At 73.1% G+C, this 20042-nt stretch carries 18 protein-coding genes and 1 pseudogene; 4 read left to right on the top strand and 15 right to left on the bottom strand.

Translation table 11 applies throughout. The features are described from left to right. Positions 1-101: 101 nt before the first annotated feature. The 4 genes from E9529_RS05510 to E9529_RS22585 all read right to left on the bottom strand — a co-directional run bounded on the left by E9529_RS05510 (position 102) and on the right by E9529_RS22585 (position 5218). Positions 102-2975 carry a vitamin B12-dependent ribonucleotide reductase gene (locus tag E9529_RS05510; RefSeq protein ID WP_236830117.1) on the bottom strand — a complete coding sequence of 958 codons (2874 nt, stop codon included), beginning with the start codon at positions 2973-2975 and terminating at the stop codon, positions 102-104. 144 nt (positions 2976-3119) lie between these two features. Beyond that, positions 3120-3644, bottom strand: a complete 525-nt coding sequence (gene nrdR / locus E9529_RS05515; protein WP_236830118.1) for a transcriptional regulator NrdR — start codon at positions 3642-3644, stop codon at positions 3120-3122. A gap of 468 nt (positions 3645-4112) precedes the next feature. Beyond that, positions 4113-4838: a hypothetical protein gene (locus E9529_RS05520; RefSeq protein ID WP_236830119.1), complete on the bottom strand. Its 726-nt coding sequence runs from the start codon at positions 4836-4838 to the stop codon at positions 4113-4115. A gap of 125 nt (positions 4839-4963) precedes the next feature. Further along, positions 4964-5218 carry a LysM peptidoglycan-binding domain-containing protein gene (locus tag E9529_RS22585; protein ID WP_236830120.1) on the bottom strand — a complete coding sequence of 85 codons (255 nt, stop codon included), beginning with the start codon at positions 5216-5218 and terminating at the stop codon, positions 4964-4966. A gap of 440 nt (positions 5219-5658) precedes the next feature. On the opposite strand from E9529_RS22585, the gene lexA reads away from it, so the two are divergent. Beyond that, a complete protein-coding gene (gene lexA / locus E9529_RS05530; RefSeq protein WP_236830121.1) occupies positions 5659-6423 on the top strand; it encodes a transcriptional repressor LexA in 765 nt (254 codons plus the stop codon). A 67-nt stretch (positions 6424-6490) separates the two neighbouring features. Here the strand turns inward: lexA and E9529_RS05535 are convergent, their stop codons facing one another. The 5 genes from E9529_RS05535 to E9529_RS05555 all read right to left on the bottom strand — a co-directional run bounded on the left by E9529_RS05535 (position 6491) and on the right by E9529_RS05555 (position 12725). Beyond that, positions 6491-7279 carry an enoyl-CoA hydratase/isomerase family protein gene (locus E9529_RS05535; protein ID WP_236830122.1) on the bottom strand — a complete coding sequence of 263 codons (789 nt, stop codon included), beginning with the start codon at positions 7277-7279 and terminating at the stop codon, positions 6491-6493. Beyond that, entirely contained in the window at positions 7276-9105 is a 1830-nt protein-coding gene (locus tag E9529_RS05540; RefSeq protein ID WP_236830123.1) for an iron ABC transporter permease, read from the bottom strand. The genes E9529_RS05535 and E9529_RS05540 overlap by 4 nt, the downstream gene beginning before the upstream one ends. 43 nt (positions 9106-9148) lie before the next feature. Beyond that, positions 9149-10240: an extracellular solute-binding protein gene (locus E9529_RS05545; protein ID WP_236830124.1), complete on the bottom strand. Its 1092-nt coding sequence runs from the start codon at positions 10238-10240 to the stop codon at positions 9149-9151. Positions 10241-10302: 62 nt separating this feature from the next. Then, positions 10303-11451, bottom strand: coding sequence for an ABC transporter ATP-binding protein (locus E9529_RS05550; RefSeq protein ID WP_236830125.1), 1149 nt, complete (start codon positions 11449-11451; stop codon positions 10303-10305). Further along, positions 11448-12725: a CaiB/BaiF CoA-transferase family protein gene (locus E9529_RS05555; RefSeq protein ID WP_236830126.1), complete on the bottom strand. Its 1278-nt coding sequence runs from the start codon at positions 12723-12725 to the stop codon at positions 11448-11450. The genes E9529_RS05550 and E9529_RS05555 overlap by 4 nt, the downstream gene beginning before the upstream one ends. A gap of 109 nt (positions 12726-12834) precedes the next feature. Here E9529_RS05555 and E9529_RS05560 point away from each other — a divergent pair, with 109 nt between their 5' ends. Continuing rightward, positions 12835-13590 (top strand): IclR family transcriptional regulator, encoded by a 756-nt coding sequence (locus E9529_RS05560; protein WP_236830127.1) that lies wholly within the window; start codon positions 12835-12837, stop codon positions 13588-13590. A gap of 3 nt (positions 13591-13593) precedes the next feature. Here the strand turns inward: E9529_RS05560 and E9529_RS05565 are convergent, their stop codons facing one another. From E9529_RS05565 to hflX, 3 genes are read right to left on the bottom strand one after another with little or no spacing between them, the layout of a single operon-like run. Continuing rightward, on the bottom strand, positions 13594-14646 hold the full coding sequence (locus E9529_RS05565; protein WP_236830128.1) for a hypothetical protein: 1053 nt from the start codon (positions 14644-14646) through the stop codon (positions 13594-13596). After that, entirely contained in the window at positions 14618-15340 is a 723-nt protein-coding gene (locus E9529_RS05570; RefSeq protein WP_236830129.1) for a phosphatase PAP2 family protein, read from the bottom strand. The genes E9529_RS05565 and E9529_RS05570 overlap by 29 nt, the downstream gene beginning before the upstream one ends. Before the next feature lie 58 nt (positions 15341-15398). After that, positions 15399-16910 carry a GTPase HflX gene (hflX, locus tag E9529_RS05575; protein WP_236830130.1) on the bottom strand — a complete coding sequence of 504 codons (1512 nt, stop codon included), beginning with the start codon at positions 16908-16910 and terminating at the stop codon, positions 15399-15401. Positions 16911-17006: 96 nt separating this feature from the next. Between hflX and E9529_RS05580 the strand changes: the two genes are divergently transcribed. Continuing rightward, positions 17007-17219 (top strand): hypothetical protein, encoded by a 213-nt coding sequence (locus E9529_RS05580; RefSeq protein ID WP_236830131.1) that lies wholly within the window; start codon positions 17007-17009, stop codon positions 17217-17219. Here E9529_RS05580 and dapF read toward each other — a convergent pair. From dapF to E9529_RS05595, 3 genes are read right to left on the bottom strand one after another with little or no spacing between them, the layout of a single operon-like run. After that, positions 17216-18088, bottom strand: a complete 873-nt coding sequence (dapF, locus tag E9529_RS05585) for a diaminopimelate epimerase (RefSeq protein WP_236830132.1) — start codon at positions 18086-18088, stop codon at positions 17216-17218. The genes E9529_RS05580 and dapF overlap by 4 nt on opposite strands. After that, a complete protein-coding gene (gene miaA, locus E9529_RS05590) occupies positions 18085-19023 on the bottom strand; it encodes a tRNA (adenosine(37)-N6)-dimethylallyltransferase MiaA (protein ID WP_236830133.1) in 939 nt (312 codons plus the stop codon). The genes dapF and miaA overlap by 4 nt, the downstream gene beginning before the upstream one ends. After that, positions 19020-19745 (bottom strand): hypothetical protein, encoded by a 726-nt coding sequence (locus E9529_RS05595; RefSeq protein ID WP_236830134.1) that lies wholly within the window; start codon positions 19743-19745, stop codon positions 19020-19022. The genes miaA and E9529_RS05595 overlap by 4 nt, the downstream gene beginning before the upstream one ends. A gap of 40 nt (positions 19746-19785) precedes the next feature. Here E9529_RS05595 and E9529_RS05600 point away from each other — a divergent pair. Then, positions 19786-20042: pseudogene (locus E9529_RS05600) on the top strand (hypothetical protein); the annotation flags it as partial.

The raw sequence follows: 20042 nt of genomic DNA on the forward strand, positions 1-20042 counted from the left end.
GGCACCACCGGAAATGTCCGGCTGGCCAAGTTCGGCACATTGCTGTCCGAACTCAGGACATTGCTGTCCGGGCCAACGCGGACATTTCCTGGCCGACTACATCAGCTGCAGCCGCTGGTGGAGCCGCACCCCTCGCAGACGTAGCAGCTGCCGGCCGGCCGCATCTTCGTGCCGCAGGTCATGCACAGCGGCGCGTCGGTGGCGGTACCGGTGACCAGCTCGAGCAGCTCGGCCGAGGAGTGGGCCTCCTTGACCGACTTCGGGCCCTCCGGCGTGACCTTCTCCTGGGTCGGGGCGGTCTCGATCGGCGCGGAGCCGCGCAGCTGCTCCAGGTCGACCTCGTCCTCCTCGACGACCGTGGCGGTCGACGCGGAGGTGCCGTAGCCGGCCACCTGGGCGGCCCGCTCCTCGGCGGTGAAGATGCCGAGGGTGGCCCGCTTCTCGACCGGCAGGTGGTCCAGCGCCAGGCGGCGGAAGATGTAGTCCATCACCGACTGGGCGATCCGGATGTCCGGGTCGTCGGTCATGCCGGCCGGCTCGAACCGCATGTTGGTGAACTTCTGGATGTAGGTCTCCAGCGGCACACCGTGCTGCAGCGCGATGGACAGCGAGATGGAGAAGGCGTCCATCACACCGGCCAGGGTCGACCCCTGCTTGCCGAGCTTCAGGAAAACCTCACCGAGGCTGCCGTCCTCGTACATGCCGGCGGTCATGTAGCCCTCGGCCCCGGCCACGCTGAACGAGGTGGTGACGCTCGTGCGCTTCTTCGGCAGCCGCTTGCGGACCGGGTGCGAGACCGGGCTCGGGGCGACCTCGGCCTCGACGGCCTTCTCCGCCTTCTTGGCCTTGGCGTCGGACAGCGGCTGGCCGACCTTGCAGTTGTCGCGGTAGATCGCGAGGGCCTTGAGGCCCATCTTCCAGCCCTGGAAGTAGATGTTCTCGACGTCCTCGACGGTCGCCGTCTCAGGCATGTTGACCGTCTTGGAGATGGCGCCGGAGATGAAGGGCTGCACCGCGGCCATCATCCGGACGTGGCCCATCGGGGAGATGGCCCGCTCGCCCATCGCGCAGTCGAACACCTCGTAGTGCTCGGGACGCAGGCTCGGCGCGTCGACGACGTGCCCGTGCTCGGCGATGTACTCCACGATCGCCTCGATCTGCTCCTCCTGGTAGCCCAGGCTGCGCAGCGCCCGCGGCACCGTCTGGTTGACGATCTGCATGGAGCCGCCGCCGACCAGCTTCTTGAACTTGACCAGCGAGAAGTCCGGCTCGATGCCGGTCGTGTCGCAGTCCATCATGAAGCCGATCGTGCCGGTGGGGGCGAGCACCGAGGCCTGCGCGTTGCGCCAGCCGTTGTCGGCGCCGATCTCCAGGCACTCCTGCCACTGCTGCGTGGCGACCTTGAGCACGTCGGCGTCATCGGCGCCGACGGGGCGGATCGCGTCGTTGGCGGCGGCGTGCTTGCGCATGACCCGGGCGTGCGCGTCGGCGTTGCGGGCGAAGCCCTCGTACGGGCCGACGATGCCGGCGAGCTCGGCCGAGCGCCGGTAGGCGGTGCCGGTCATCAGCGAGGTGATCGCCGCGGCCAGCGTCTGGCCACCGCGCGAGTCGTAGGCGTGGCCGGTGGCCATGAGCAGGGCGCCCAGGTTGGCGTAGCCGATGCCCAGCTGGCGGTAGGCGCGGGTGGTCTCACCGATCGGGTCGGTCGGGAAGTCGGCGAAGCAGATCGAGATGTCCATCGCGGTGATGACCAGCTCGACGGCCTTCACGAAGTTCTTGGCGTCGAACGTGCCGTCGTCCTTGAGGAACTTCATGAGGTTCAGCGACGCCAGGTTGCACGAGCTGTTGTCCAGGCTCATGTACTCCGAGCACGGGTTGGACGCGTTGATGCGGCCGGTCTCGGGGTTGGTGTGCCAGTCGTTGATCGTGTCGTCGTACTGGATGCCGGGGTCGGCGCACTCCCACGCGGCCTGGGTGACCTTGCGGAACAGCGACTTGGCGTCGACGGTCTCGATGACCGAGCCGTCGAGGCGGGCCCGGAGGCCGAACTCGTCGCCCTCCTCGACCGCGCGCATGAACTCGTCGGAGACGCGCACGGAGTTGTTGGCGTTCTGGTACTGGACGCTGGTGATGTCCTTGCCGCCGAGGTCCATGTCGTACCCGGCGTCGCGCAGCGCGCGGATCTTGTCCTCCTCGCGCGCCTTGGTCTCGATGAACTCCTCGATGTCGGGGTGGTCGATGTCGAGGACGACCATCTTCGCGGCGCGGCGGGTGGCGCCACCGGACTTGATGGTGCCGGCGGAGGCGTCGGCGCCGCGCATGAAGGAGACCGGGCCGGAAGCGGTGCCGCCGGAGGAGAGCAGCTCCTTGGAGGAGCGGATGCGGGAGAGGTTCAGGCCGGCGCCGGAGCCGCCCTTGAAGATCAGGCCCTCCTCGCGGTACCAGTTCAGGATCGAGTCCATCTCGTCGTCGACCGCGAGGATGAAGCAGGCGCTCACCTGCTGCGGCGCACTGGTGCCCACGTTGAACCAGACGGGCGAGTTGAAACTGAAGTACTGGTGCAGCAGCATCCAGGTCAGCTCGTGCTCGAAGACCTCGGCGTCGCCCTCGGTGGCGAAGTAACCGTGCTCGCGGCCGGCCTCGGTGTAGGTGAGCACCACGCGGTCGATGAGCTGGCGCAGGCTGGTCTCGCGCTGCGGCGTGCCGACGGCCCCGCGGAAGTACTTCGTGGTGACGATGTTGGTGGCGTTGATGCTCCACTCGGCCGGGAACTCGACACCGCGCTGCTCGAAGTTGATCGAGCCGTCCCGCCAGTTGGTCATGACGACGTCACGACGCTCCCAGGTCACCTCGTCGTACGGGTGCACACCAGCGGTCGTGAAGACGCGCTTGATCTTGAGGCCCTTGGCCCGGGTGGGCGCCTTGGTGCTGCGGCGGGTGCGGGCGCCGGCCACGCGGTCGTCGGTGTCGGTCATGGTGTGGAGCTCTCCCTGGTCGTGTGTCGCGTCGTGCTTCGCGGGGCTGCGCGGTGGTGCTGCGCGGTGGCGGATCGGGGGCTGGGGAAGAGCCGCGATCGGTAACTGCTCGAACTGCTGTCTATCGGGTGGCACCGACAGTTCTCAGGTGCCGGTGGAGCTGCCGGACGGAACCGGCCGCCGGGGCGCGGGCGGGCCCTTCTCCCCCGGCGGCGAACCACCGGACTGCCGGGCCCTGAGCTCGGCGATCTCCCGCTCGAAGTCGGCCACCGAGGTGAAGGAGCGGTAGACGCTGGCGAACCGCAGGTAGGCGACCTCGTCGAGCTCGCGCAACGGGCCGAGGATGGCCAGGCCGACCTCGTGGCTGGGCACCTCCGCAGCGCCGCTGGCGCGGATGGCGTCCTCCACCTGCTGGGCGAGGAGCTTCAGCTGGTCCTCGTCGACCGGCCGGCCCTGGCAGGCCCGGCGGACGCCGGCGACCACCTTGCTGCGGTTGAACGGCTCGCTGACGCCGTTGCGCTTGACGACGGCGAGCACCGCCTCCTCGACGGTGGTGAACCGCCGACCGCACGCCGGGCAGGACCGCCGACGACGAGTCGTGGCGCCCTCGTCGGCCTCCCGCGAGTCGATGACGCGGCTGTCGGCGTTGTGGCAGAACGGGCAACGCACGGTGGTTCACCTCCTCCGCCGGTGGCCCCGCCACCGGCTGCCTGTGGAGCTCCCTGGGGACATCCGGTGGACGCCGCGGGGAGAACCTGAGGATGGGCCTGTGGACGGGCTTACAGCTGTGTAACTACTAGATGTAGGGGAACCCTAGGACGACGCCCACAAGATGTGCAAGTGATCGTTTGCCCGGCGTGTTCCACCCCGGCACGGCGGTCGCAGGCGGAACAGCGGCCACCAGCCGTCACAGCGGTGCCGCCGCGACACGCCGGGCGGCGGCCCCGCGCGGCCCGGCACGCGGACCGGTGGTGGCACGCCACTGCCGGTCCGTTCGAGCGCGCGGCAGGCGCTGCACCACTGGTGGGCCAGCCACCCGTCCGACGCCCGCCGTCCGACGTGGTCCGCGCGGCACAGGCGCCGGTGGGCCACCCGGTCTCCGCCCCCTCATCGCGGGCGCGACGTGCGCCGCGTCGGTCAGGCGCTGACGGCGCCGTCCAGCCGGGGCCGCCGGGCGTGCGGAACCTGGTCGCTCAGGCGCATCGGCCGGGTGAGCAGGTCCGGCTCGAGGTCCGCCGGAGGGGTCCAGCCGTGCCCGAGCGGGCGCCGCTCGACCGGGTGCGCGGCGCGCGCCGCGGGCACCGCCCAGCCGCCGGACCGGCTGCTGCGGGCCGGCGGCGACCCGCCCGTCACGACGGGCGCGAGGTGACCGGTGTCGGCGGCCCGGTGACGCCCGACGGCCGGGGTCGGTGCGGTCACCGGGGCGCGGTGACGACCGGCCGCCGTCGCCGGGGCCGGGGCGGCCGGACCCTCGTCGACCTCGGGGGCCCGTCGGCGACCACCCGGACGAGCGATGGCCGCACGGACGACGCCCGCGTCCCGCACGAGCGGCAGACCGGCGGTCGCCTCGTGGACAGCCGCCCCGGACTCCCCGGACGAGGACGGCGCCTGCGCCGGCATCGCCTGCGTCGGCGGCTGGACGGGTGCGGGCGACGGCTCGGGCAGCCGCACCGCCGCCAGATCGGTCCAGATCGTCCGCTCGGTGCCGTCGACGACGACGCGGACCCACATCTCGCAGGAGCCCGCATCGTCGTGCCGCCAGCCCAGCAGCTCACCCGCGCACCAGATCCCCGCGTGCTGCACCTCGACGACCTGGGGCTGGCTGGTGAACACCGCGGCGCGGTTCTCCATGACGCTGGACACGGGACGACCGTAGGCGGCCGACGAGCACACTCCGTGAACGCGCCCGCACAGAGGGTTGACGAAGTCGGCGAGCGGCGTTGTGAACCTCTCGCCACGATGCCCCGGGCACACCGGAGCGACCGTGGTCAGGGCAGCATCAGCACCTGACCGGGGTCGATCGCCGCACTCTCGAGCCCGTTGAGCCGGCGGATGTCGACGATGACGTCGCGCACGTCTCGACCGCCGGCTGCCGCGCCGGCGATCGACCAGAGCGTGTCACCGGGCTCGACGATGACCTTCGTCGTCCCCATCAACGCGAGCCCCGGTTCGTCCTCGCCGAGGAGCGCCCCACCCAGGGCCGCCGCGCCCAGCCCGAGGAGCAGCACCGCCACCACGACCACGCGGCGCCCCCGCGCCGTCAGGCGGAGCGGTGGGAGCGGTGCCGGCGCCGCGCGACCGGCCGGTCGGGTACCACCATCCCGATCCGACCCTCCGGCGTGGACCCGCGGCGCGACGGCCCCCGCGTACGCGCGGGGCGGAGGCAGCACCCTGAGGTGGCGGGCGGGCGCCCGCACACCCACCTCCGCCGCGCCCGACGACCCCGTCCGGACCTGCAGCGCAGCACCGCTGTCCATGTCCTCCACCTTCCTGGCCGGCACCCCCACCGGCCCGAACACCTGTTCGATTCGAACGCCTGTCCGATGTCTATCGGACAGCGCCGACAGAAGCGATGCGACACGGAGAACTTTCGAACGTGTGTTTGAACTCGACCGCGATCGGCGCTACCGTTCACCTGGACGAGACGGTCGAGCGCTGCACCGGCAGCCGGCGAGGAGGAGACGTGGCGGACTCGAGCGGGACCTCCGGCGGCGGGCGCAGCACGCGCGAGACGGCCCCGGAGGCGAGCGGCACCGCGTCGGTGCGCGCCTTCCCCGACCGCACGGCGGACGGCGACGGCCTCACGCAGCGGCAGCGGAGGGTGCTCGAGGTGATCCGCGACTCGATCGACCGCCGGGGCTACCCGCCTTCCGTCCGGGAGATCGGCGAGGCGGTCGGGCTGTCGTCGGCGTCCTCGGTCGCGCACCAGCTCTCGGTCCTGCAGAAGAAGGGCTGGCTGCGGCGCGATCCCAACCGCCCCCGCGCGCTCGACGTCCGGCTCCCCGGGGATGCGGGCCGGGGCGCAGCGGCGCAGGCCGAGCCGCCGGTGGTGGCCGAGGGTGAGCAGGCTTCCGCCCCCACGTACGTGCCGCTCGTCGGACGGATCGCCGCCGGTGGTCCGGTCCTGGCCGAGCAGGCGGTGGAGGACGTCTTCCCGCTGCCCCGAGAGCTCGTCGGGGAGGGGACGGTCTTCATGCTGAAGGTGGCCGGTGACTCGATGGTCGAGGCCGCGATCTGCGACGGCGACTGGGTCGTCGTCCGCCAGCAGCCCACCGCCGAGAACGGCGAGATCGTCGCCGCGATGATCGACGGCGAGGCGACCGTCAAGACCTACAAGCGGCGGGACGGTCACGTCTGGCTGCTGCCGCACAACCCGGCGTACGAGCCCATCCCGGGCGACGAGGCGACGATCCTCGGCCGGGTCGTCTCGGTCCTACGTCGGGTCTGACGCCATGGCGCAGGTGGGCGGCCGGGCCTCGTACCGGCCGGCCACCTGCGCCCACGGGCGCCGGCGATCAGCGCCGCTGGTAGTCGCCGTCCCGCTTCTCGAAGAACGCCTGCAGCGCTTCCTGGTGGTCGTCGGTACGGAACATCTCGAGGAAGCGCTTCGTCTGCAGAGCCTGCCCCTGCGCGAAGTCCATCTCGAAGGCCCCCGTGACCGCCTCCTTCGTCGCCTCGACGGACAGAGGAGCACGGGTGGCGATCCGCTGCGCCTTCGCAAGTGCAGCCGTCATCAGGTCAGCCGGCTCGTGGACCTCCGTGACCAGCCCCCAGTTGAGCGCCTGCTGCGCGGTGTAGCGAGCCCCCGTCAGCAGGATCTCCTTGGCCGGGCCCAGGCCGATGACACGCGGGAGACGCCAGAAGCTCACGATGAGCCCTACGTTGACCCCGGCAGCCACGAAGAAGGCTTCGGTGGAGGCGATCCGGATGTCGCAGCAGAGCGCGAACTCCAGTCCACCACCGATGGTCGCGCCGTTGATCGCGGCGATCACCGGTGCGCGGAAGTTCTGCACCCCGTTCAGCACCCGGCCGAACTCGGCCAGGTAGTTCTCGAGCTGCTCGTCGCTCATGGACTGGTCCTCGCCCAGGTGCGCGCCCGCGGTGAAGGCGCGCCCTTCTCCGGTGATGACCAGGCAACGCACCTGCTCGTCGGCGTCCAGGATGTCGAGCGCCTTCATGAACGCACGCCGGCTCTCCCAGCTGAACGTGTTCGACGGCGGGCTGTCCAGGGTGAGGACGGCGATGTGCGGAGTCTCGTAGCGCAGGTGGACCCCGGGGCCGACGTCGGTCGTGGTCACGGTCATGCTGCTTCCTCCGAGGATGCGTAGGGGTCTGTGCCGGGCGTTGTCCGGCGATGGCGGGACTCGCCGGGCCGGTGGTCGAGCAGTCGCATGGCCACGACCGCCACGACGATGTTGATCAGCAGGATGACCACCGAGAGGGCGCCCACCCGCTGGTAGAGCGACTCGTTCGAGAGGTTGTAGAGAACGGTGGCGATGGTCGGGTTGGCGCCGGTGTAGAGGAACACCGACATCTCCAGCTCCCGGAAGAGCAGGACGAAGTTGAGCAGCCCCGCGGCGAGCAGCGACGGCCGCAGCAGGGGGACGGTGATGCGCCGCCAGGTGCGGGCCCAGGATGCGCCCAGGCTCCGTGACGCCTCCTCCACCTCCGCGCCGATCTGCCCCATGCCGGCGTGCACGTAGGCGAAGGTGAGCGGTAGCGCGCTGCCCACGTAGGCGATGAGGAGGATGGTGAGCGAGCCACCCAGGCCGAACGGCGGCGCGGCGTAGGCGATGATCAGCCCGATGCCGAGGACGGCTCCCGGGAAGGCCAGCGGAGCCGCCATGGCCGGTGCGATCACCGCGTTGCTGCGGGCCTTGGTCCGGTGCACCAGCCACGACGCCAGCAGCGCCAGCGCGAGCGCCAGCACCGTCGCAGCCACGGCGAGGAAAAAGCTGTTGCCCATGGCGGCCGTGATCAGCGGCTGGCTGAAGACCTGCTCGTAGTTGCCGGTCAGCGTGAAGTTGTCCGCCCCGAACGGCCGGCCCAGGGCCTCGCGGAACGACGTCGCCAGCAGGATGCCGAACGGCAGCACGATGCTGAGCACCACGACCAGGGTGCAGAAGGCCAGCCCCGCGACGCGTCCCGCAGGACCGAGGTGGGTGAGCTCCTGCCGCCCCGGCTTGCCACCGATGACGGTGAACTTCTTGCCCCCGACCAGTCGTCGCTGGACCAGCAGCAGGCCGGCGATGATGACGAGGATCGGCACCGAGATGACCGCCGCCGCCTCGATCCGGGGCGGGAACTGCATGAGGCTCAGCAGGACGGTCGGGATCGTCTGGAACCCGGTGGGCGCGCCGAGGATGGCGACCGGGCCGAAGATCACCGCTGCGCTGACGAACACGAGGATCGAGCCGGCGATCAGCGCCGGTGCGATGACCGGGAACGTCACCGTCCGCAGCACCCGGGCCCTGGATGCACCGAGGCTGGCCGCCGCGTGCTCCAGCGCCGGGTCGATGCCCCCGAGCGCGGCGGACACCGGGAGGAAGACGAGGGGGTACAGGAACAGGGAGAGGACGAAGATGATCCCCCACGGGCTGAAGATGTTGAACGGCGCGGACTCGAGGCCGAACAAGGACATCAAGGTCGTGTTCAGCAGTCCGTTGCGCGGGCCCAGCAGCAGGATCCACCCCAACGCCGCGATGAAGCTCGGCGCCGCGAAGGTGAGCACCGCGGTGCCGCGGAAGAACCGCCGGAACGGGAGATCGGTCCGCACGGCGAACCAGGCCACCGGGAGCCCGAGCAGCAGGCTGCCCACCACGGTGCCGGAGGCGATCCACAGCGAGTTGAGGATCGCCTCGACCAGCCGGGGTTCGCTGGCCAGCAGCCCGTAGTTGCCGAGCGTGAACCCGCCGTCGTCGGCGACGAAGCTCTGGCCGAAGACCTGCGCGACCGGGTAGCCGATGAGCGCGACGATCGCGATCACCCACACCGCGCGCATGGCCTGCTCGAAGCCGGTGCCTCGCCGCTGCCCCCGCCGTCGCTCACGGGCCGGCGTCCCCGTGTCCCGGGGCGCCCCTGCCGCGTCGGTGCCCGACGCGGCAGGGGCGGCGGAGCTGGTCAGCGCCATGACGGCCGTCCCCGGGGTGCGGTGGGTCCGCTCGGTCGCCGGCTCATCGGTTGAACAGCTCGGCGAACCGCGCCACGACGTCCTCGCCGCGCTCCTCGATCTCCGACAGGTCCGCGGTCAGCAGCGTGGCGTCGGAGAGGTCGGCACCGCTCGGCGGCTGGGGGCCACCCTGGAGCACGCTGCGCCCACCCTGGTCGGCGAGGGCCTGCTGGAAGTCCTCGCTCAAGTGGTACTGCACCAGGAGCTTGGCGGCATTGGGGTGCGGTGCATCGGCGAGCATCGCCAGCTCCGACGCGAAGGACGGCACGCCGTCCTCCATGAAGGCGATCTCGAGGGGCTCGCCCTCCTCCGCGGCGCTGATCACCGCCGACTCGATGGCCGGGATGCCGATGTCGGCCTCGCCGGTGAGCACCAGCTGCGCGAGGGCGAGACTGCTGTCGGTCACGGCGACCTGCCGTTCGGCCAGCTGCCCGAGCCACTCTTCGCCGTGAAGACCCGTGAGCATCGTGTAGTAGGCCAGCGCGGTGCCCGATGCACCGGGGTCGGCGCTGATGATGGCGCCGTGGTCCTCGCTGGCCAGCTCCTCCCAGGTGGTGGGGAGGTCCGCCGGGTCGGTGTTGGCGGAGTTGTACATGATCCCCAGCGGGACGAGGCTGTACGGCACCTGCGGGTTGTCCGGGTTGTCCAGGCCCTCACTGATGTCGCCGAGGTTGGGCACGTCGGCATCGGTGATGACGCCCTCGTCCGCCCAGTCCTGCATGGTGCCCGGGTCGGTGAGGCTGACGACGTCGGCGTTGACCGACCCGCTGGCCAGCTCGGCGGAGATGGAGTTGGCGATCGCGCCCGAATCCTCGCGGGTGAAGGTGACCTGGATGCCGAAGAGCTCCTGCATCCGCTCCTGGAGCAGTTCCAAGCCGGGGCGGGTGTGCCCGCCGGCGTAGAGGACGACGCCACCCTCCTCCTGCGCCGCCTCGACCAGCTCCTGGTCGATCCCCTCCACCGCGGCCGGCTCGCCGCCGGATCCGGCGTCCGACGCCGGGGTCGTGGAGCCGTTGCCACAGGCGGCTACGAGCAGAGCGGCCACGGGGACGGTCAGGCTGGTGAGCAGGCGGCGCGCGGAGCAGTGGGTGAACACAGGGCCTCTTCTCGGGTGGGTGACGCTGTTCGGACGGGTGGGGTGCGATGTCGCGGCGGCGCTCATGCCGCGGACCGGCCGGGAACGGGTGCCGGGACGGCGGGGACGTGGCCGGTGGCGGTCGTCCCGGGGCGGTCGCCGAGCACTGCGGCGGCCCCGCGGTCGACGCCCAGCGACACGGGCTGGCCGGGCTGGAGCCGTCCGACGCTCGGACCGGTGGCCTTGATCGGCTCGGCGAGCCCGGGTAGCTCCACGGAGTACTGCACGTGATCACCGAAGAACAGGGCTTCGCGGACCACGGCACCGGAGGCGTGACCGGGGTCGGCCGGGGTGAGCCGCACGTCCCCCGGGCGCACGGAGACCATGACGGCCTGGCCCTCGCCCAGCGGGCCGTCGGCCGGCGCTTCCGCCTCGACCGGGACGCCGCCGGGGAGCTCGAGGGCGACCGACCCGCCGCCGGTCCCGCGCACGGTGGCCGGCAGCACGTTGGTCGCCCCCAGTGCGCGTGCGACGAATCCGGTACGCGGCCGGCGATAGACGTCCTCGGGGCTGCCGACCTGCACGATGCGGCCGTCGTGCATCACCACCAGGCGGTCGGCCAGCGACAGGGCCTCCGCCTGGTCGTGGGTGACGTAGACCATGGTCACGCCCAGCGACCGCTGGATCCGCTTCACCTCCGACCGCATCTCCTCGCGCAGCCTGGTGTCGAGGTTGGACAGCGGCTCGTCGAGCAGGAGCAGCGCAGGGTCGTTGACCAGAGCCCTCGCCAGCGCGACGCGCTGCTGCTGGCCGCCGGACAGCTGGTGGGCGTACCGGTCGGCCAGCCCGTCCAGCTGGACCATCGCCAGCGCCTCGTCGGTCCGCCGCCGCACCTCGGCGCGGCCCACCTTCGCCGTCGTGGGTCCGTAACCGACGTTCTCGCGCACGCTCAGGTGCGGCCACAGCGCGTAGCTCTGGAAGACCACCGACATCCGCCGTCGCTCCGGTGGCACGAAGGTGCGCCCACCGACCAGGACCTCGTCGCGGAGCCGGATCTCGCCGGCATCCGGGCGCTCGAAGCCGGCGATCATCCGCAGGCACGTGGTCTTGCCACAGCCGCTGGGGCCCAGCAGCACCACGGCCTCGCCCTCCTCGATGGAGAGGTCGACCCCGTCGACCACGCGGGCGGTACCGAAGCTCTTGGTCAGTCCGGACATCACGAGGTGGGTCACGCGGATACCTCCGTCGGCTCGGGAGAGGAGACCTCCGACGCGGCACCGGGGTGATCCCCTGCGGAGGTGGTCAGCAGCACGCCGTCGGCGAGCAGCTCGTCGATGTCGGCGGCGGACATGCCGGCCTCGACCAGGACCTCGCGGCTGTGCTGACCGAGCAGCGGCGCCGGCCGGCGGATGGCGGCCGGGGTGCCGGACAGCTTCACCGGGGCTCCGATGTGGCGCACCGTGCCCATCCGGGGGTGCTCCGTCTCGACGACCATGTCGCGGGCCCGCACGTGGGGATCGGAGTAGACCTGCTCGATGTCGTACAGCGGACCGCTCGGCACGCCCGCGTTCTCCAGCACCTCGAGCCACGCGGCGGTGGTACGGGTGCGGAGCCTCGTCGCCAGCTCGCCCGCCAGCTCGATCCGGTGCTTCATGCGCCCCGGGTTGTCGGCGAAGCGGGGGTCCCGGTTCAGGGCCTGGCAGTCCAGCGCCTGGCACAGGCGCTCCCAGTTCCGCTGGTTGGCCGCTCCGATCGCGATCCAGCCGTCGGCGGTCGGCAGGGCTTCGTAGGGAGCCGACAGCCGGTGCGCCGATCCCATCGGCCGCGCCACGTCCCCGAGGCTGAAGAACATCGCCGTCTCCCAGACGGTGTACGCGATCCCCGCCTCGAGCAGTGACGTGTCGACGAACTGCCCCTCCCCCGTCCGGAGCCGGTGGATGTAGGCCGACAGCACCCCGTAGGCCGCGAAGACGCCGGCGTTCAGGTCGCAGATGGGCACGCCGACCTTGGCCGGCGGGCGCCCGGGCTCGCCGGTCATGCTCATCAGCCCGCTCATCGCCTGCGCCACGAGGTCGTAGCCACCGCGGCCGGCGTAGGGACCGGTGGCGCCGAACCCGGAGATCGAGCAGTAGACGAGCCCGGGGTTCTCCGCTCGCAACGCCTCCTGACCGAGCCCGAGACGGTCGAGCAGCCCGGGGCGGAAGTTCTCCACCAGCACGTCGGCACCACGCGCCAGCCGGCGGACGACCTCGGCGCCGCGCGGGTCCTTCAGGTCGACGGCCAGTCCGCGCTTGTTCCGGTTCATCGCGTTGAACGCCGGCGACAGCTCCACGTCGGAACCGCGCGACATGCGTCGCGTGTCGTCCCCACCCTCGGGCCGCTCGATCTTGATGACGTCGGCGCCCATGTCGGCCAGCAGCATCGAGCAGTACGCCCCCGCCATGACCTGGGTGAGGTCGAGGACCCGGACCCCCGCGAGGGCGCCCGGCTGGACGGGTTCGGACACGTGCGCTCCTTGCTGTTGACGACTGTGCCACTGTGTGGAACGGTGAACCACTGAGTGGCACGCTATGACCCGAGCCACAGTAGGGAGCCGTGAAGGTGACGTCAACCACATGAGGTCGGTATCGGTCGCACTCGCCGTGCTGGAGGCCGTGTCGGAGCGACAACCCGTCGGGGTCAGCGAGTTGTCCCGGGCCATGGCCCTGCCGAAGTCCACGACGCAACGGATGCTGCTGACGCTCGGGGAACTGGGGTGGATCCGGGCCGGCGGGGAGGAGCCGACCCGGTGGTCGCTCACCGCCAAGGCGATGGCGATCGGCTCCCGCCACCGCGGTGACGAGGAGATCCGGCGGATCGCGCTGCCGGCGATGCACCGGCTGTCCGCGGCGACCGGGGAGACGGTCCACCTGTCGGTCCCCGACGAGCGGCGGGTCGTCCTCCTGGAGAAGATCGAGGGCCTCCACCCCGTGCGGACGAACGCCGTCGTCGGGCACGGCGCCCCCATGCACACGACCGCATCGGGCAAGGCGCTGCTCGCCGCCATGCCGGAAGCCCAGGCCGCAGCGCTGCTCCGCGCGGCGCCGCTCGAGGCCCTCACCCCGCACACGGACACCGACGCCGACGCCCTGCTACGGGAGCTGGAGCAGGTGCGGCGGCAGGGCTATGCGGTCACCGTCGGCACGCGGCACCCGGACATCGCGGCCGTGGGCGCAGCGATCCTCGGGACTTCGGGGCGACCGGTGGCCACCTTGAGCCTGTCCCTGCCGGCGCAGCGGCTGCCGCGGCGCCTGTGGCCCGTCTACGGCGAGCAGGTCGCCCGCGCCGCGGAGGAGTGCAGCCGGGAACTCGGTGGTGAGCGTCCCGCCTGACCGTCAGGGCCGGCGGCGCAGCCGCCCGGTCAGCCAGACCACGAGGGTGGCGACGGTGGCGGCGATCAGCGCCGCGGCGATCGGCGAGCGGTCGGAACTGGTGGTCAGCTCGGCGAAGGACGGCAACGGTGATCCAGCGGATGCCGGGCCCGCCGCAGCGGTTTCGGCCGGCAGAGGCACCACGGTGACGGCGCTGGGCAGGCCCTCGCTGGCGACCACCAGCGCCTGGCTGTCGGCGGTGAAGCTGATGGCCTCGCCCTGCGGGGACTCCGGCAGCGCCACCCGCACCGGCTCCCCGGCCAGCGCGCCGACGACGTCGGACCCGGCGAGCGGCCAGACGTAGGCGTCGGTGTAGGTGCGCAGCGCCAGGGCGCTGCCGTCCGCGGCGACCGCGCCGCCGGTGATCAGCAGCTGGCCGGCCCGGCCCACCGGCCCGCCCGGTGTCCCGGTCAGCGTGACGTTCACCGTGCCCACCCGCTCCAGCGGCACCGTGCCGCCGTCCACCAGCACCGCGGCGGGCCGGTAGACGCCGCTGGACCCGAGGACCTCCTTGGTGACCAGGTAGGGGGTGCCGTCCGGCGCCAGGAGGAGCGCCTCGGCGTCGTGCGCGCCGTCCGGGTAGGTCAGCCGGTGCAGCGCCGCCGTGCCGTCGGGCCGCAGGACGTGCAGGGCCACCGTCGGGCGGACGTCGCCGTTGTCCCCGGTGTCGGCCACCCAGACGCTCCCGTCGGGCCCAACGCCGAGGTCCTCGGGGTCGAACGGGTCCGCTGCCGCGGTCTGGACGTCGACCACCGCACACGAGGAGTCGAGCCCGTGGACCGCCACCTGGTCGCCGCCGTCGTTCAGGGCGAGCAGCTGCTCCCCCACGACGACCAGCCCGGAGAGCTCGGCGAGCCGTGGGTCGGTGATCGAGCACCGGACCTCCGGCGCGGGAGCCGCCACCTCCGCGAGAGCCGGGACGGGGGCGAGCACGACCGCCCCGCCCACCAGGGCGCTCGTGGCGACGGCCCGGCACCGCCGGGCGCGGTCAGGAACCGGGACGGCCTGCTCGGGCACGTACCCAGCGTGACAGAACCAACTCGTCCAGTGCATGAACCACGCCCAACAGGACGATGCCCACGGCGGCGCCGACGAGCGCGTCGCTGACCCAGTGGAAGTCCAGCGACACCATGGCCACGCCGGTGGCGACCGGTCCGACGACGCTCAGCCACCAGAAGGTCCGCTGCACCGACGGGGGCAAGCCGTACTCGACGGCCTGCCACCGGGCCACGCCCCACATGAGCACGGCGTTCGCGACGTGGCCGGAGGGGAACGAGACGCCGTCGGAGTGGAAGAAGTAGGAACCGGGGAATGCAGGAGCCGTGCGGCCGAACCCGTGCTTCATCGCGTAGACGCCCGCGGTCAGCACGCCGAGCGCGAGCAGCACGCGCACCGCCGGCAACCAGGCCCCGCGCCGCCACAGGAGGTAGCCGACGAGCCCGGCGAGCACGACCAGGATGGTGACGCGCCCGCCGATCTGGGTGACCACCCAGACCGCCGGGTAGCCCCGCGTGTCCCGCAAGCCCCAGTCGCTGACGATCTCGGACACCCGCAGGTCCAGCCGCTCGGACGGGCCGTGGGTGACCAGGTCCGCCGAGACGAGCGCAGTGACCAGCAGTGCCGTGAGGACCAGCCACCACGGCGGCCGGCCGACCGGGACGACCGGAGCCGCGCGCGGTGGACCGGTCTCCCGCACCGCACCCCTGGTCACGCCGCCACGGTACCGGCCCGTGACCGGATCGTGATCCGCGGCGGTCGACGCGTCGCGCTCAGCCGACCGGGACCGTGAACTGCTCGAGCACCGCCGCCAGCGCACCGTCGACCCGGGCGGTGAGGCGCGTCCCGCCGGCCTCGTGCAGCTCGCCGAGCACCTCGCCGTCGCGGTGCACCCGCGCGACCAGGTCGCCCCGCTCGTAGGGCACCAGCACGTCGACCTCGACGTCCGGGTGCGGGAGCCGCTCGGCCACCAGCCGGCGCAGGCCGTCGATCCCGACCCCCGTGCGCGCGGACACCCAGACCGCACCCGGCAGGGCCTGCCGGAGCATGAGGATCTCCTCCTCGCCCATCGCGTCGACCTTGTTGACGACGATCAGCTCGGGGACCGAGGCCGCGTCGATCTCGCCGAGCACCACGCGCACCGCCTCGATCTGGCCGAGCGGGTCGGGGTCGGAGCCGTCGACGACGTGCAGCAGCAGGTCGGCCGCGGCCACCTCCTCCAGCGTGGAGCGGAAGGCGTCGACGAGCTGGTGCGGCAGGTGGCGCACGAAGCCGACGGTGTCGGTCAGCGTGTACTCCCGGCCGTCGGGCGACTGGGCGCGGCGCACCGTGGGGTCGAGGGTGGCGAACAGCGCGTTCTCCACCAGCACGCCCGCGCCGGTCAGCTGGTTGAGCAGGCTGGACTTGCCGGCGTTGGTGTAGCCGGCGATCGCCACGCTGGGCACGGCGTTGCGGCCGCGGCTGGCCCGCTGCGTCGCGCGCGCGGTCGCCATGCCGGCGATCTCGCGCCGCAGCTTGCTCACCCGCGCGCGGATGCGCCGGCGGTCGGTCTCGATCTTCGTCTCACCCGGACCTCGGGTACCGATGCCGCCACCACCGGCGACCCGGCCACCGGCCTGGCGGGACATCGACTCACCCCAGCCGCGCAGCCGCGGCAGCATGTACTGCATCTGGGCGAGCTCGACCTGCGCCTTGCCCTCCCGGCTGGTGGCGTGCTGGGCGAAGATGTCGAGGATCAGCGCCGTCCGGTCGACGACCTTGACCTTGAGCACCTTCTCCAGCTGGTTGAGCTGGCCCGGGGCGAGCTCGCCGTCGCAGATGACGGTGTCGGCGCCCGTGGCGGCGACGATGTCACGGATCTCGGCGGCCTTGCCGGATCCCACGTAGGTGGCGGCGTCGGGCTTGTCCCGGCGCTGGCTCACCGCCTCGAGCACCTGGGACCCGGCGGTCTCGGCGAGGGCCGCGAGCTCGGCCAGTGAGCGGTCGGCGTCGGCCTGGGTGCCCTCGGTCCACACCCCTACCAGCACGACGCGCTCGAGCCGCAGCTGCCGGTACTCGACCTCGGTGATGTCGGCGAGCTCGGTGGAGAGGCCGGCCACCCGGCGCAGGGCACCGCGCGCCTCGAGCGCGTAGGAGCCGGTGGTGTCGTCGGCCTCGTCCCACCGCCCGGCAGGGACAGGGGTGGTCGCGAGGTCGGCCTGCTCGTCGACGGGCAGGGCATCGGGGGCGGTCGTCATCGTCTCCAGCGTGGCACGGTCCTTCGGCTTGAGCACCTGAGTTGTCATCGCCCGGTCCAACGCACGGAGCGCCCGGATGCATCCCGGCCGCTGACCCGGGTAGGGGTCCCGGCGACGAGACGCCCGCGCGACGAGGAGGAACCGATGACCGAGCACGGATCGACCCGTCTGGGTGCCGACCACGACGTCGAGGACCCCGGCCGCGACCCGAAGGGCATCGGCGGGCCGCCGCGGAACCCCCTCGGTGCGGGGGCGGACCAGGACAGCGGCCGGGGCGCGCCGCCGACCCCTCCGCCCACGGACGACGACGACGCGATGGTGCCCATGGCGCCCGACGACGACCGCCGCGACGACTAGCCGCGCAGCCACTCCGGGCACAGCTCGCCGGCCGACACCAGGACCGCCGGGCCGCTGAGCACCGTCGTCCCGGGGGTCACCTGCACCTGCAGGCGGCCCCCGGGGACGTCGACGACGACGGTCCCCTCGATGACTCCCTCCGCCCGCAGCGCCGCGTAGGCGGCGGCGCAGGCACCGGTGCCGCACGACCGCGTCTCCCCCACCCCGCGCTCGGAGACCCGCAGCCGCACGTGCACGCCCGGCTCGAGGACGTTGACCAGCTCGACGTTGACGCCCTCCGGGAACAGCGTGGCGTCGAACGCGGGGGCGCCGGTCAGGTCCAGCTGCTCGACGGGCACGTCGGTGAGGCAGGCCAGGTGCGGGTTGCCCATGCTGACCGCGACCCCCTCGAACGTCCGGCCGTCGAGCTCCGCGGAGCCCTCGCCGAAGGTGCGCGCCGGCCCCATGTCCACCCAGTAGCCGCCGTCGGCGCCGGCCCCGACCCGCCGTGGCCCGCCGCGGGTGCCGACCAGCAGGCCGTCGGTGCACGCCGCGCGCTCGACCTGCCCCTCGGCGACGAGCGCGTGCAGGAACAGCCGGATGCCGTTGCCGCACATCTCGGCGTAGGAGCCGTCGGCGTTGCGGTGGTCCATGAACCACTCGCACCGGGCGAGATCCTCCCCCAGCACGTCCGCCGCGTCGGGCACGTGCGCGCTGCGGACCAGCCGCAGCACGCCGTCGCCCCCGAGCCCGGCCCGGCGCTCGCACAGCCGCCGGACCATCGTGGCGTCGAGGCGGTCACCCGCCCACACCTCGCCGTCCGGGTCGGGCAGCACGACGAAGTCGTTCTCGGTGCCGTGGCCGATCAGCACGCGGGGCGATGAGCTCACCGGTCGATCGTATGCGTGGTGATCAGCGCGGCCGCGGCGTCGGCCAGGTCGGCCCGGGCGGCGTCGAACCACGTGGTGCCGGCGTCCCGGCGGAACCAGGAGCGCTGCCGGCGGACGAACCGGCGGGTCGTGGTCACGGTGCGCTCGCGCGCCTCCTCGGCGGACAGGGCGCCGTCGAACTGCGCCAGCACCTGGGCGTAGCCCAGCGCGCGCGAGGCCGTGGGGCCCTCGCGCAGGCCGTCGGCGGCCAGCGCCGCCACCTCGTCGACGAAGCCCGCGGCCCACATGCGGTCCACCCGCGCGGCGACCCGCTCGTCGAGCTCGGCGGGCTCGCGGTCCAGGCCCAGCACCACCGCCGGGTAGTGCGGGCGCGGCTCGGGCAGCTGGGCGCGGAACGGCCCGCCGGTCAGCTCGACGACCTCCAGCGCGCGCACGATCCGCCGCCCGTTGCTGGGCAGCACGGCGGCCGCGGCCGCGGGGTCGACCGCCGCGAGGCGCGCGTGCAGCGCCGCCGGGCCGGCCTCGGCGAGCTCGGCCTCCAGCCGGGCGCGGACCGCGGGGTCGGTGCCCGGGAAGTCCAGCTCGTCGAGGACGGCGCGCACGTAGAGCCCGGAGCCGCCGACCAGCAGCGGCACCACCCCGGCGGCCCGCAGCCGGTCGATCTCGGCGCGGGCACGGCGGCGGTACTCCGCGACGGACGCCGGCTCGCGCACGTGCCACAGGTCGAGCAGGTGGTGCGGCACCCCGCCGCGCTCCGCGAAGTCGGGCTTGGCGGTGCCGATGTCCATGCCGCGGTAGAGCTGCATCGAGTCGGCGTTGACCACCTCGCCACCCAGCCGCCGGCCCAGCTCGACGGCGAGCGCCGTCTTGCCGGTGGCCGTCGGCCCGACGACGGCGACGACCGGCGGCAGCGGCGGCGGCGGCAGCGGGGTCACGCCACCACCCAGTCGGCGACGGCGTACCCGACGCCGAACGGCGCGGCGTCGTGGCGCAGGCGGGCGGTGACGTGCCGACCGGCGAGCGCGGCGCCCACCGCGCGCCAGACCGGCACCCCTGCGGCGAGCAGCCGCTCCCCCTCCGCCGGATCCAGCGCTGCCAGCGCGGCGGCGTCCCCCGCGGCGAGCGCACCGGCGACGGCGGCGTCGAACGGCTCGGCCGCCGGGTCCAGGTAGCCGGGCGCCTTGATGGTGCGCCGCGCCGAGCCGTCGCCCATCGCCAGGACGCCGACGGTCGGGGGCAGGTCGCGCAGCAGCTGGCCCAGGTCGTCGGGGCCGACGCCCACCCGGGTGCCCGCGAACGCCACCTGGTCGAGCAGCCAGGCACCCACGAGGTGCGCCGCCGGGAGCCGGCGCCCACCCGGCCGGAGCCGGCCGTCGAACGGCAGCTCCAGGTCGACGCCGAAGCCGCGCAGGTCGCCGCCGTCGCCGGGCCCGAACCGCTCCCCCGGCCCCGCACCCGGCCCGACGACGACGACCACCTCGGGCCGGGCGCCGAGCAGCGCGGTGGCCGCCTCGATGCAGGCCGTGCGCAGCGCCGCCGTCTCCGGCGCGGGCCGCCCCTCCACCGCCGGGACCAGCAGGGGCGGGCACGGGCAGAACGCCACGGCGGCCGACGGACGGGGCGTGGGGACCGGGACGCCGCCGGGGAGGGAGGTCACGGCAGCAGTCTCGCCGATGCGACGTGGGACACTGCGGGACGTGTCGAGCACGGACGACCCCGGCAACGGGGTGCAGCAGGCCGCTCCGCCGATTGCGGAGACCCCCGAGACCCCCGCCCCCGAGGTGGCGACGCCGCCCGGCGGCTCCGACGCGGTGACTCCCGCGGCCGGTACGCCGGCGGCTCCGGCGCCCGCGGACGCGGCGCTCGCCGACCCCGCCGGGGAACCGACGCCGCCGGCGGCCTTCCACGACGTGGACTCGGCGGCGATCTGCTCGGCCTCGGCCGCGAGCGCCTC

This window comes from Blastococcus sp. KM273128, from assembly GCF_021698975.1.
In the GTDB taxonomy this organism is placed as follows: Bacteria; Actinomycetota; Actinomycetes; order Mycobacteriales; family Geodermatophilaceae; genus Blastococcus.